Source organism: Nocardia sp. NPDC051463 (genome assembly GCF_040681975.1).
Lineage (GTDB): Bacteria > Actinomycetota > Actinomycetes > Mycobacteriales > Mycobacteriaceae > Nocardia.
Genome location: NZ_JBFBAB010000023.1, coordinates 1 through 12,729, shown reverse-complemented (window position 1 = coordinate 12,729; position 12,729 = coordinate 1). Strand labels below are relative to the sequence as shown.

Sequence of the window (12,729 nt, the reverse complement as noted above, 5' to 3'; positions counted from 1 at the left end):
CTCTTCCTGACGCTCACCTTCGACCGGATACCGGACCGGTCGGGGGCGAGCTTTGTCGTCTGTCCACGATGAGTTCCTGTCCCCCGTACCGTCTGCATTGATGCACGCAACTTCACTCGGGAGGATCGCCATGCAGAAAATCGTCACCAACCTCTGGTACGACACCGAGGCCGAGCAGGCAGCCGAGTTCTACTGTTCACTGTTCGAGGACTCGAAGATCACCAATGTCGTGCCCTACACCGAGGCGGGTCCGCGCGAGGCGGGCACGACGATGCTCGTCGACTTCGAGCTCAACGGCCAGAAATTCACCGCCATCAACGGCGGCGGCGACTACCACTACACCCACGCCATGTCGCTGCTGGTCAATTGCGACAGCCAAGCAGAGGTCGACCGCCTCTGGACCGCACTGCTCGCCGACGGCGGCCACGAAATCGAATGCGGTTGGCTCAACGACAAATACGGCGTCCCATGGCAGATCTGGCCTTCGGAAGCCGACCAACTCCTGACCGGCTCCGACCCCGCCGCAGTCAACCGCGCGGTAGCCGCCATGCTCGGCATGAAAAAGATAGATCTCCAAGCAATGCGCGACGCCTACAACACCCCAGCTACCTGAGGGATTGTCGAACGCAGTCCGCCGACAGCGAGGCAGCCGCTACCGCGCCGGGCCGAGCGAAGGCCAGGCAGCCGCTACCGCGCCGGGCCGAGCGAAGGCCAGGCAGCCGCTACCGCGCCGGGCCGAGCGAAGGCGAGGCAGCCGCTACCGCGCCGGGCCGAGCGAAGGCGAGGCAGCCGCCCACCCGCGGCAGGCGAACGAGATCAACGGGACCTGGTCGCGCGGCTGCCCGCGCGATGCCGTTGATCTCGGGTGATCAGTCGATGCGCCAGGCCCCGACGAGGCGGTAGGCGGAGTTGTAGATGTCAGAGGATTCGCCTTCGACCATTTGGTAATGCCTCAAGTTTCCGCCCCAGTAGCGCAGGATGCGGCCCAGCTCCTCGGCCAGGTCGGCAGGTGCCGGCAGGCCGTCGGGCAGGGCATCCAGGTCCACTTCCAGGGTGAATTTCACGCTGGCGAATCTACCTGTGCCACGATGGCCCGGGGGTACGACCGATGATCACCTGGCCGACGGCACTGCGCAGTCGGCACCTCGGCTTCCTGGCCGCGCCCGCATCTCAGCGGGCAACTCGAGCTACCTCTGGCTGCTACGGCGGGAGCGAAATCCCGGCGTGCGCATGCATATCCCGGAAATAATTCTTCAAATGCCTGGCGACGTCGGATGAGTTGGAAAATTCCGCAGCATCCGGGTTGTGGTAGAACCAGGCCAACCCCGAGGCGAATAGTTCGTCTTTGCCGCCAGGGTTGCTCGGACCAAAATATCTGGCTCCGTCCGGATCCAATGCATCGATGATCGGCATGACCTGGGCGTAAATTCTGCTGAATCCCCTCTTATGACTCGGGCTGCCGAGTGCATGATCGACGGCATGACCAAATTCGTGCAGCGCGGCTTCTTCCTTGAATCGTTGATCGGTTTTGCCTACCAAGAGAGCCCTATCCATGTGGCTGTACACAGCCGGGACATCACTCCATGTTTGACCTTCATGCCATCCTTCGGGCGTGCCTTTGAACTTGATCGTTGGGTGCCCGAATTCCGTAACAGCGGTGTCTCCGAGCCATATCCCACCCGATTTTCTGCCGTTCATATGCGCCGCCACGAGAAGGTGCATTTGCTCCGGAACCAGGGTCAATGAGTCGGCATATTTCCGGGCCGGTTCCGAATCATTCGTATGGAACCGGTCACCGTAAATACTCGTCAGATATGTTCGACTGGTCGGCGCATCCTGCTCCAGCCGTGTCGCATACATCGAAGGAGCGTCGCGGTCGGCTCGCAGTTCATCGGCAATGTGAATGTTCTGGACCGCGAGCGCTTTGCGTGTGTCCGCCGCTTCGCTTGTCAGGCCGTCCGATTTATCATGCAGTGACTTCGTGCCACGCAGGAGGCCGCCCGTCAGGCGCTCGACGATTCCCTTGAATTCACGGGCAGGGCCGCCTCCACTCACCGCCGCAACCCCGAGATACCCTTGCAGACCACACGCGTCTCCCGCTCACCCGACTTGGTGGCTATCAAGCCTCGATAGCACCGGCCCGACCTTTCATTACCGCCACGGACTCAGGCTAAATAATCTCCGCGACAAGCCTTCCCGCCTCCGGGAAGGCGTCGCGGCGTGCCGGGCGCACGCTCACTCCGGCCCGCCATCGGTGCGGAGATCCACGGGTGTCGGCTGCGGCCGCCCGGGAATTCGCGAGTCGTCCAGCGTCGACGACGGGATGTTTGGAGGTTCGTCCGATCAGCACGCCGGACATCGGGGTGTATGGTCGGCCGGGGAAAAATTCACATCGCCAACGGGGGCTCGCACCAGCGGGCTGAGAGGACAGCTAGCCCATTCGGGCGTCAGGGCTGTCGACCGTATGAACCTGACCGGATAATGCCGGCGTAGGGAGGAATTCTATGACGACAACACCTGTCGAGACCGTGACAACAGGTCCGATCGAGGGCAGCGTCAAGCATTACCACGAGGTCGACGACCTGCGCATTCCGGTGCGTCGCATCAACCTGACCAACGGCGAACATTTCGACGTCTACGACACCTCGGGCCCGTATACCGATGACGCGGCCACCATCGACGTCGAGGCCGGTCTACCGAAGTTGCGCGACGGCTGGACCAAGCCGGACGTCGCCGGTCCGCCCACCCAGCTCGCGTGGGCGCGCCAGGGCATCGTCACCCCGGAAATGCGATTCATCGCGGCCCGCGAGGGCGTGGCGCCCGAACTGGTGCGCGACGAGGTGGCCGCGGGCCGCGCGGTAATCCCGGCCAACCACCAGCACCCGGAACTGGAGCCGACGATCATCGGCAAGAAGTTCCTGGTGAAGATCAACGCGAATATCGGCAACTCGGCCGTGTCCTCTTCCATCGCGGAGGAAGTCGAGAAGATGGTGTGGGCCACCCGCTGGGGCGCCGACACCATCATGGATCTGTCCACAGGCAAGAACATCCACGAGACCCGCGAGTGGATCCTACGCAATTCCCCGGTCCCGGTCGGTACCGTCCCGATCTACCAGGCGCTGGAAAAGGTGAACGGCGACCCGACCGCGCTCACCTGGGAGATCTACCGCGACACCGTGATCGAGCAGTGCGAGCAGGGCGTCGACTACATGACCGTGCACGCGGGCGTGCTGCTGCGTTATGTGCCGCTGACCGCCAAGCGAGTCACCGGCATTGTCTCGCGTGGCGGTTCCATCATGGCCGCCTGGTGTCTGGCTCACCACCAGGAATCATTCCTGTACACCAACTTTGCCGAGCTCTGCGAGATCCTGGCGCGCTACGACGTCACCTTCTCCCTCGGCGACGGTCTGCGGCCCGGCTCCATCGCCGACGCGAATGACGAGGCCCAGTTCGCCGAGCTGCGCACCCTCGGCGAACTGACGAAGATCGCGAAATCCTATGGCGTGCAGGTGATGATCGAGGGCCCGGGCCATGTGCCGATGCACAAGATCGTGGAGAACGTGAAGCTCGAAGAGGAGCTGTGCGAGGAGGCGCCGTTCTACACCCTCGGCCCGCTCGCCACCGATATCGCGCCTGCCTATGACCACATCACCTCGGCCATCGGCGCCGCGATCATCGCGCAGGCGGGCACCGCGATGCTCTGCTACGTGACCCCCAAGGAGCACCTCGGTCTGCCCAACCGTGACGACGTCAAGGTCGGCGTGATCACCTACAAGATCGCCGCCCACGCCGCCGATCTCGCCAAGGGCCACCCGCACGCCCAGGACCGGGACAACGAATTGTCCAAGGCCCGTTTCGAATTCCGCTGGCGCGACCAGTTCGCCCTCTCGCTGGACCCCGATACCGCCCGCGAGTACCACGACGAAACCCTGCCCGCCGAACCTGCCAAGACCGCGCACTTCTGCTCGATGTGTGGGCCGAAGTTCTGCTCCATGCGGATCTCGGCAGATGTCAGGGAGTACGCGGCGCGTCAGGGGCTCGACGAAGCCGCGGCATTGGAGGCGGGCATGGCGGAGAAGTCCGCAGAGTTCGCCGATGCGGGCGGCAAGGTCTACTTGCCGGTCGTCTCCTAGCCGCCTCCGCCTCGTCTGCCGGGTCCGACTGCGGACCCGGCAGGCCACAGCGGGACCTGTGACCGAGGGCCGCCAGTCACCGGCCGAGGGAGGTCAGCCGTGCGGGTTCTGGTGACAGGAGCGAACGGCTACCTCGGCGCTGCCGTCGCGGACGTATTGCGCGAAAGCGGATATGACGTTGTCGGACTTATCCACAACGATCGTTCACGGGTGCCCGACGGCGTGCCGGTTCGGTGCGCCGATCTCCTGGACCCGCGCTCGCTGCGTGCGGCGGTGCAAGACATCGATGTGGTGTGCCATCTCGCCGGGCTCACCCGCGTTCGTGAGTCCTACACCGATCCCGAGCGCTACTTCGATGTCAATGCGGTAGGGACAGCCGCATTGCTGCGTGCCATGGAGTCGGCGGGTGTCGCCGCGATGGTTTTCGCGTCTACCGCCGCGATCTACGGCGCACCGGAGCAGCAGCCGATGGCCGAAGACCTACCCGACAACCCGCCGCATCCATACGCCGCGAGTAAGCGGGCCGCCGAGCAGAGCATCGAAGCCGAGGCCGACCGTGGAAAACTCGCCGCAGTCATCTTGCGACTGTTCAACGTCGCGGGCGGGCCGGACCCGGACAGCAGCCGAATCCTGCCGCGCATCCTCTCAGCAGCCGCGGGTAGGAGCGCCCTGACCGTGCACGGCGACGGCAGCTCCATCCGCGACTACGTGCATATCACCGATGCCGCAAGTGCTTTCAGCACCGCAATCTCGTGCATGCCGGAACCGGGAAAGTGCGTGCGCTACAACATCGGCAGCGGAGTCGGCATCAGCGTGCGGCAATTGATCGACGTCGTCTCGCAGGTGACGGGGCGCGACATCCCGATCGAACACCGTCCGGCGGTCGCGCAACCACCACGACTCGTCAGCGACAGTGACCGGGCGCGGCGTGAACTCTGCTGGACTGCAACAAATTCCGATATCAGAAGCATTGTCCGAGAAGCATGGTCGTGCCGATCGACGCCACACGAACGGCCGGAGTGAGATTCCACTCCGGCCGCCTCGAATCGAATCAGGATGTGGTCTCGGGCTCCGCCTCAGCGGTAGTTCCCGCCCGCACGGCCGGTTCGGGCGCTTTGCCGCGCAGCGGGACCTCCTCGATGAACCACGAGACAACCAATCCCAAGGCGCAGACGATGGTCGCGGCCAGGAATATGTCGCCGGTGCCCCCAGCGAACGCCTCGAGGTAGCCATCACCGTCGGCGGGCACATGCCCATACAACGCCCTGGTGAACAGCGAACCGAAGGCGGCCACACCGAGAGAACCACCGAGGGTGCGGAACAGAGTGGTTGCGCCGGAAGCAGCGCCGATATGCTTCATATCCACGCTGTTCTGGGCGATCGCGGTGGACAGCTGCATCGCGAAACCGAGTCCGGCACCGATCGACGCCATCGCGAAACCTGTTGCCAAATGTCCTGTTCCGGCATCCACGATGGTCAGCAGCGCCGTCCCCGCGGTGAGAAATCCGCTGCCGAGGATGAAGTAGATCTTGTATCTACCGGTGGTGCTCATCCGCTTGCCGACGATCTGGGAAACGATCAGCAGCGGAATCATCATCGGCAGCAACAACAAGCCGGAATTCGCGGCGGAAGCGCCTTGGACCGTCTGCTGGAACAGCGGCAGATAGAGGATTGCTCCGAACATCACCACACCGCCGACCAGTGCCGTCAGCGCGGAGACGACGAGATTGCGGCTGCGGAAGATCTCCAAGGGAATCACCGGATCGACAGCTTTCCGTTCGATGCCGAGAAAAGCACTCACCGCCGCGACGGCCAGTGCGATAAGTCCGAGGATCGGCACCGAGAGCCAGGAGTACTCGACGCCACCCCACGTCGCGACCAGCACCAGGGCGGCGATAGCGGTCGCGAGGGCGAGGATGCCCGCGTAGTCGATGGTGACCTTCTTGCGGGCGACAGGGAGGTCGAGCAGCCAGTACGACCAGGCGAAGGCCAGCAGGCCGAGTGGAATGTTGAGGTAGAACGCCCATCGCCAGTCGAGCCCGTCGGTGATCACACCACCGAGCAGTGGTCCGCCGATGGTGCCGATCGCCATGGTTGTCGCGGTCATACCCTGGTATTTGCCGCGTTCGCGCGGCGGGACCAACGCGCCGATGAGCGCGAGGGCGCTGACCGCGATACCGCCCGCACCAAGGCCCTGTAGCGCACGGAACCCGATCAGCGCGGGCATCGACCAGGCTGCGCCCGCGAGCACCGACCCGACGATGAACACCCCGATGGCCGTCAGGAACACCCGCTTGCGGCTGAACAGGTCGCCGAGCTTCGCCCACACGGGTGTCGATATCGCCGACAGCAGCGCATAGGCGGTCACCACCCAGGCGACCTGGCTCAGGCCGCCGAGTTCACCGACGATCGTCGGCATCGCGGTGCCGACGATCGCGTTGTCGAGCATTGCCAACAGCATCGCGAGCATCACTCCGGCCAGGACCAGCCGGATCGACCGCTGCGGCGCGGTCTGCGTCTCGATCTTTATTGCGGACATGGCCGCTCACCTCCTCGATTTTCGAACACGACCAGAAAAACATATCGACTACAAAAGTACAACTGATTTGACTTTGAAGTCGATAGCTAATCGGAGTAAAGTCGCCGACATGACCGCGACGACAGGGCGCCGCGAGCGCAAGAAGGCCCAGACCCGGCAGACGCTCGCGGACGCCGCGACGCGACTGTTCCTGGAGCACGGCTACGACAACGTCGGCGTCCGCGACGTCGCCGAAGCAGCGGACGTCTCGCTCAGCACGCTGTTCAAGCACTTTCCCAGCAAAGAGGCGCTGGTCTTCGATCTGGACGAGGAACTGGAGACCGCCGTGGTTGCCGCGGTCCGCGACCGCGCACCGGGCCAGTCGGTGCTGCACGCCATCCGCGACTATTTGGTGCTCAACCGCACCAGATCCGGTACCGACCCCGACATCGCGGCCTTCCACGACCTGGTGAACTCGACACCCGCACTGCGCGAGTACGCGCACCGAATGTGGCTACGGCACGAGACCGCGCTTGCCGCCGCGATCGCCGAGGCGACCGGCGCACCCGAAGACGACCTCGCCGCCGCCGGGCTGGCCCATTTCGCCCTGGAGAGCACCCAAATCGCCGGCGACCGCGAGGACCCGCCGCGCGCCCTGCGCGAGCTCTTCGACCTTCTCGAACATGGCTGGGGCAGCGCTCGGTAACTACCCGCCACCCGAAACCGCTCGGCACCAACCACACCGCCGATACCATGCTGGCGGCGTCGCCAACGATGCCGCCAGCAGCGCAACAGCCGAAGGCGGTGTGAAGACCGCTTGCGTGGGCGAGTAGCCATGGACGCATTGCCGCCGCAGCGAGATCAGCAATAGCGCCGCGCCGATTGCGAGCAGTGCTCTACCAACCAGTCGAGCGAGCCGGACTGCGGCGCTCGATATTCCGGTAGCAGCCAACTGCCGATCGCTACCGTCACCGGTACGACCGGCCCGTTCAGCCGGCAGGCGGACGCCCACCCGAAGCGTCCGGCCGGCAAGCCGTCGCGGCGCCCCTCCACAGCAGTCGTGCTCCCTTGTTTGGCCGAACGAGCCACAGCCGACATCCGCCGCCCACGCGCAAGTAGCAAGCCACGCGCGCGACCTTGTCGAATCTTCCACTTGCTTCTGAATCTAGCTGTGCTAGATTCTCTATCACAGCTATAACAAGAGAACGGAAAGTCACCATGCTCACCACGGTCATCCAGCTCCTCGCCATCGTCGCGGTCCTCGCCAACGCGATCGTCTACGGCACCGACACCCTCGCCGCTATGGTCATGCGGTCGGTCCACGCCGAACTGGATGACCGCACCATGACCATCACGGCGGGATGGGGCCACTACTACGCCGACAAGCGAATGCCGATTGTCGGTATCAGCGGCGTAGTGACCGCGGTGGCGACCACCCTCATCGCGGCCATCGGCGGACATTTCGCGGCCGCCATCGCAGCCGGGATCGCCGTGCTGGCCCTGGTGTCGTGGCTCGGCATCTATGTGCGGGTCGCCAAGCCGATCAATGCCGTGCAGACCACCGCCGCGCAGACCGGGATCATCCCGCCGAATGCCCGTGCCCTGCAGGAGAAGTGGGACAGCGTCGTCAATGGTCGCGTCGCCCTGCAGTTCGCCGCCATCGCCGCCCTGTGCGCCGCCATCGCCCTTGCATGACAGCATCTCGACCACACCTACGCGTGAGCCGTGCAACCTCTATCGGGTGCACGGCTCACACTCGTTCGCTATAGCAACCAGCCCAGGTGGCCGCCGGCCCAGTTCCGCTCGACGAGGTGCGATTCGTCAGCGATCCGAATCCGCAACAAGAAGCCAGAGTCTAGAGTCCGGGCAGCAATGTGCTGTCGCACAGGCGATTTCACACCGAGCCAATCGACGTTCCCACGTGCAACTTCGACGTTCCGGGCCGGAAACCGAAAGCACAGCAACAATGTCCACACCGCTGGAGCAAACCCTGCCGATGAACGGTCAACGCAGATTCTGCTCGATCAAGCGGTGGGCCGCACGGTCGGCGCGGTCGATGTCGCCGGTGATCAGGCGGTCTTGGATGACGCCGCGCAGGCCGGAAATCAATAGCGTGGCAACGGCTTCCGGGTCTTCGATCGATGCGATTCGACGGAGGGCGTCGGTGAGGGCCGCGACGAAGGTGGCGATCGCGGCATTGGCGTAGGCGGCGTACGGGCTGCGCGGGGCACAGGCCGTGCCGAGCACCTGCAACAGGACGCGCACGCTGGTCGCACCCGCGCCCGACAGGCTCGCCGTATAGAAACCACTCAGTCGCTGCCGGAGTTCGGCGGCGTCGCCGACGTCCGCGAACAGTGCCGCGATGTCGGGGCGCTGGGTGGTGAGCGCCTGGACGAGCATCTCCTCTTTGGTGTCGAAGTAGTAGATCAGCATGCGAGAGCTGGTGCCGAGTTCGGCCGCGAGCGGGCGCAGCGACAAGTCCGCCAGGCCGTGATCGGCGATGTATTGCACCACGTCGGCGAGGAGTTCGGCGCGTTTTGCTTGGTCGAGTGGGCGAGCCATGAGTTGACTGTAGCGAGTGGTACAGGTATTCATGACCTCGTGACTGTAACAAGCGCTTCAGAAACTCTCGGTACGGCTCGCGACTCTGTCGTGGTCACCGCCTACGCCGCGACCACCTCGCTCGCCGACGACGCCGACACCACCTGGTCCGAGCTGCTGGCCTGCCACAGCGGCATCGGGATGCTCGAGGACGATTTCGTCACCGAATACGATCTGCCGGTGTGGATCGGCGGCAAGCTGAAATCACAACCCGGCGAACAGTTGACTCGGATCGAGCAGCGGCGGCTGTCCTATGTCGAGCAGATGGCGCTGGTGCTCGGCCGCCGTGCGTGGAGCAACGCGGGCGCGCCTGCGGTGGATCGTGAACGGCTGGCCGTCGCGATCGGCACCGGCCTCGGCGGCGGCGACGCGCTCATCAACGCGGTGGACGCCATGCGCGAGGGCGGCTACCGGAAGGTGTCGCCGATGTCGGTGCCGATGGTGATGCCCAATGGGCCCGCCGCTACCGTCGGCCTCGAAATTGGTGCCCAGGCAGGCGTTTTCGCGCCGGTCTCGGCATGTTCATCGGGCTCGGAGGCGATCGCGCATGCCTGGCGGCTGATCCGCGCCGGCGAGGCCGACATGGTCGTCGCGGGCGGCGTCGAAGGCCACATCCACGCGGTACCCATCGCGAGCTTCGCCATGATGCGCGCGATGAGCACGCGCAACGATGAACCGCAGCGCGCGTCGCGGCCGTTCGACCGGGATCGTGACGGCTTCGTCTTCGGCGAGGCCGGGGCCCTGCTCGTGCTCGAGTCCGAGCGCCATGCGCGGGCTCGGGGCGCACAGATCCACGGCAGGGTGCTCGGCGCGGGAATCACTTCGGACGCCTACCACATCGTCGCATCGGATCCCGGCGGCATCGGCGCGGCGCGTGCCATGCGCAAGGCGATCAGCACCGCGGGACTACAGGTTTCGGACATCCACCATGTCAACGCACACGCTACGTCGACCTCGATCGGTGACGCATCGGAGGCCAACGCGATCGCGGCCGTGGTACCCGACGCCTCGGTCTACGCACCGAAATCCGCACTGGGACACTCGATCGGCGCGGTCGGCGCGCTCGAATCCATCCTGACCATGCTGACCCTGCGCGACCAGATCGTGCCGCCCACACTGAATCTCGATCACCGCGACCCCGATATCGACCTCGATATCGTCGCGGGCGCGCCACGCGGACAACGGATCGACTACGCGCTCAACAACTCGTTCGGCTTCGGCGGCCACAACGTCACCCTCGCCTTCGGCCGGGCCTAGAGCCGGCACCTACGACCGCCGGAGTACCGTCCGAAAAGGAATCGTCAACCGACAATTGCCTCGCCGACCGGCAATGCCGCCGGCCCGATGGGACGGACAACGACGTGGCCGACGCCTTCTACCTACCCGATCCCGCGGACCCTGATCGGTTCATCTCGACCGAGCTCACCCGCGGTCCGTGGTCGCCGGACGCCCAGCACGCCGGGCCACCGTCCGCGCTGCTCGGCTACGCGATCGAACGCTGTGCACCGCGGGAGGGTTTCCAGGTCGGCAGGGTCGCAGTCGAGATTCTCGGCCCGGTTCCGCTCGAGCCGCTGACTGTCACGGCGCGCATCACACGGCCCGGCCGCAGCGTCGAGCTCATCGAGGCGACGCTCTCGACCGATCGCGGACCGGTCATGACGGCCAACGCCTGGCGCTTCGCACTGGCCGACCCCGAACTGGATCTGCCCGCGCAGATCATCCCCTCCGGTGTCCGGCCGGGGCCCGAGCAGACGATTCCGTCGGCGTTTCCGGCCAGTCAGCCGGTCGGTTTCCACACCGGTATCGAATACCGTTTCATCACAGGATCATTCGCCGAACCCGGCCCCGCGATCTGCTGGATCCGGCTGAAGTATCCGATCGTGGCAGGCACCACCCCGAGCCCGCTGGAGCGCACCCTGGCGGCCGCCGACTCCGGTAACGGCGTGAGCTCGGTGCTGGACTGGTCGCGCTACCTGTTCATCAACACCGACCTCACCGTCACCCTGCACCGCATGCCCGTTGGCGAATGGATCTGCCTCGACGCCGCCACTTACCCCCAACCACACGGCATCGGCCTGGCCGAATCCGCCCTCTTCGACGAGAAAGGCCCTCTCGGCCGCAGCACCCAGGCCCTGCTCCTCGCCTCGCGGAAAGCGTCGAGTGGCACCTGACGGGTGCGGCGCTCGGCCCGCGCCACCCTCAGGTGGGCACGGATCCTCGGCCAGGCCGTGTTCCGAAGTGGGTTGAGGGCGGGTTGTGGCCTGCTCTCAGTTGGCTCGGAGCCATCGGTCGATGGCGGCGGTGGGCCTGGTCGGCGGGGACCGCAGGCCACGTCTGGGTGGTCCATGAGCCACGGGACCCGCTTTCGGGGGCTTCCTCGGGTCGAAGTCGGACCAGCGTTCGCGCACGGCTGCGTCGGTCGAGCCGTCGGTCACGGACGCCGCTGCCAACGCCACGCGAATTCACCGGCCTCCGGCGGCGGCCCCGGCAGTTCGCCCTCGACTGTCAGGCCCGCGATGAGCAGCGCGAGAACGCGACGCCGCAGCTCGGCGGTGCGCTTCGCGTCGGGCATCGAGATAGCGGCGCACGCTTCCAGGACGAGGCCGAGATCCTGGCTGGTGACGTCAGGACGCAGTCGCCCGGAGGCGTGGGCGCGGCGCACCAACTCCTCGGCCACCTCGCCCGCGTGCAACACGTCGGGCAACATCGATTCCTCCGGCGTGAAGGTGCCCGCCAGATGCACCGTCAGCGAGTGCACGTCGGCGTCGACTACCCGCTCCAGGAATCCGACGAAGCCCTGCCAGCCGTCGGGGTCCTCCAGCGCGGCATCGGCTTCCACGTTGTAGCGACGCAGGCCCTGGTGGCACAGGGTGCGCAAGAGGTCTTCCTTGCTCGGATAGCGGCGATAGAGCGCGCTGATCCCGACTCCGGCGCGCTCGGCTACGGCGGCGATCGGGGCGTTGGGGTCGGCGAGGAAGACCGCCCGCGCGGCCGCCATGATCAGCCCGTCGTTGCGGGCGGCCTGGGCCTTGCGGCCGGGCAGAGCCTTCGGAGCTGGGGTCTCGGATGTTTTCGGCATGCCTTCAGCGTAGCACTTGAAACGGAATGATCCGTTCTGCTATGGTCTAAACAGAACAAAGCATTCCGTTTCAAAAGGAGATCGTCATGACCGCCATCCGCCCCTTCACCATCGACATCCCGCAGTCCCGGCTCAACGACCTGGCCAACCGGCTGCAGCGGACCATCTGGCCCAACGAGCTGCGCGGCGTCGCCGACTCCTATGGCGTTCCGAACGGGCGGGTGCGCGCCCTCGCCGAATACTGGCTCGACAGTTTCGACTGGCGGGCGCTGGAGGCCAAGCTGAACTCCTACCCGCAGTTCGTCACCGATACCTGACGATTGATGAGGATTTGGCTCCATCAGGGCATCCATGCCAGGTTCGGAGGATCTCTCGGCCCACCATGGTCCCGGCGGGAT

Annotated in this window: 13 protein-coding genes and 1 riboswitch; of the genes, 8 read left to right on the top strand and 5 right to left on the bottom strand. The window is 65.4% G+C overall.

Annotation, left to right across the window (positions count from 1 at the left end):
* Positions 1-130: 130 nt before the first annotated feature.
* A complete protein-coding gene (locus AB0M74_RS25540; protein WP_366528816.1) occupies positions 131-613 on the top strand; it encodes a VOC family protein in 483 nt (160 codons plus the stop codon).
* A 256-nt stretch (positions 614-869) separates the two neighbouring features.
* Here AB0M74_RS25540 and AB0M74_RS25535 read toward each other — a convergent pair whose 3' ends face one another.
* Together AB0M74_RS25535 and AB0M74_RS25530 are read right to left on the bottom strand one after the other, a co-directional pair.
* Positions 870-1,064: a hypothetical protein gene (locus tag AB0M74_RS25535; RefSeq protein WP_366528815.1), complete on the bottom strand. Its 195-nt coding sequence runs from the start codon at positions 1,062-1,064 to the stop codon at positions 870-872.
* Positions 1,065-1,200: 136 nt separating this feature from the next.
* The gene (locus AB0M74_RS25530; RefSeq protein WP_366528814.1) at positions 1,201-2,055 is read right to left on the bottom strand and encodes a hypothetical protein; all 855 of its coding nucleotides are present in this window, start codon (positions 2,053-2,055) and stop codon (positions 1,201-1,203) included.
* A 333-nt stretch (positions 2,056-2,388) separates the two neighbouring features.
* Positions 2,389-2,513: riboswitch (TPP riboswitch) on the top strand.
* Between AB0M74_RS25530 and thiC the strand changes: the two genes are divergently transcribed.
* Both thiC and AB0M74_RS25520 read left to right on the top strand, forming a co-directional pair.
* Positions 2,505-4,133 carry a phosphomethylpyrimidine synthase ThiC gene (gene thiC, locus AB0M74_RS25525; protein WP_366528813.1) on the top strand — a complete coding sequence of 543 codons (1,629 nt, stop codon included), beginning with the start codon at positions 2,505-2,507 and terminating at the stop codon, positions 4,131-4,133. Its footprint overlaps the riboswitch before it by 9 nt.
* Before the next feature lie 99 nt (positions 4,134-4,232).
* Positions 4,233-5,156 (top strand): NAD-dependent epimerase/dehydratase family protein, encoded by a 924-nt coding sequence (locus AB0M74_RS25520; protein ID WP_366528812.1) that lies wholly within the window; start codon positions 4,233-4,235, stop codon positions 5,154-5,156.
* Between the two features lie 28 nt (positions 5,157-5,184).
* On the opposite strand, the gene AB0M74_RS25515 is transcribed toward AB0M74_RS25520, so the two are convergent.
* Positions 5,185-6,672, bottom strand: a complete 1,488-nt coding sequence (locus tag AB0M74_RS25515) for an MDR family MFS transporter (protein WP_366528811.1) — start codon at positions 6,670-6,672, stop codon at positions 5,185-5,187.
* Between the two features lie 109 nt (positions 6,673-6,781).
* On the opposite strand from AB0M74_RS25515, the gene AB0M74_RS25510 reads away from it, so the two are divergent.
* A complete protein-coding gene (locus AB0M74_RS25510; protein WP_366528810.1) occupies positions 6,782-7,357 on the top strand; it encodes a helix-turn-helix domain-containing protein in 576 nt (191 codons plus the stop codon).
* A 512-nt stretch (positions 7,358-7,869) separates the two neighbouring features.
* Positions 7,870-8,346 carry a DUF1772 domain-containing protein gene (locus tag AB0M74_RS25505; RefSeq protein ID WP_366528809.1) on the top strand — a complete coding sequence of 159 codons (477 nt, stop codon included), beginning with the start codon at positions 7,870-7,872 and terminating at the stop codon, positions 8,344-8,346.
* A gap of 309 nt (positions 8,347-8,655) precedes the next feature.
* Here the strand turns inward: AB0M74_RS25505 and AB0M74_RS25500 are convergent, their stop codons facing one another.
* Positions 8,656-9,213 (bottom strand): TetR/AcrR family transcriptional regulator, encoded by a 558-nt coding sequence (locus AB0M74_RS25500; protein ID WP_366528808.1) that lies wholly within the window; start codon positions 9,211-9,213, stop codon positions 8,656-8,658.
* 39 nt (positions 9,214-9,252) lie between these two features.
* On the opposite strand from AB0M74_RS25500, the gene AB0M74_RS25495 reads away from it, so the two are divergent.
* Entirely contained in the window at positions 9,253-10,509 is a 1,257-nt protein-coding gene (locus tag AB0M74_RS25495; protein ID WP_366528807.1) for a KasA/KasB family beta-ketoacyl-ACP synthase, read from the top strand.
* A 104-nt stretch (positions 10,510-10,613) separates the two neighbouring features.
* Positions 10,614-11,423, top strand: coding sequence for a thioesterase family protein (locus AB0M74_RS25490; protein ID WP_366528806.1), 810 nt, complete (start codon positions 10,614-10,616; stop codon positions 11,421-11,423).
* Between the two features lie 260 nt (positions 11,424-11,683).
* Here AB0M74_RS25490 and AB0M74_RS25485 read toward each other — a convergent pair whose 3' ends face one another.
* The gene (locus AB0M74_RS25485) at positions 11,684-12,331 is read right to left on the bottom strand and encodes a TetR/AcrR family transcriptional regulator (RefSeq protein ID WP_366528805.1); all 648 of its coding nucleotides are present in this window, start codon (positions 12,329-12,331) and stop codon (positions 11,684-11,686) included.
* Positions 12,332-12,417: 86 nt separating this feature from the next.
* Between AB0M74_RS25485 and AB0M74_RS25480 the strand changes: the two genes are divergently transcribed.
* Positions 12,418-12,648: an epoxide hydrolase N-terminal domain-containing protein gene (locus AB0M74_RS25480; protein ID WP_366528804.1), complete on the top strand. Its 231-nt coding sequence runs from the start codon at positions 12,418-12,420 to the stop codon at positions 12,646-12,648.
* The last annotated feature ends 81 nt before the right edge of the window (positions 12,649-12,729 follow it).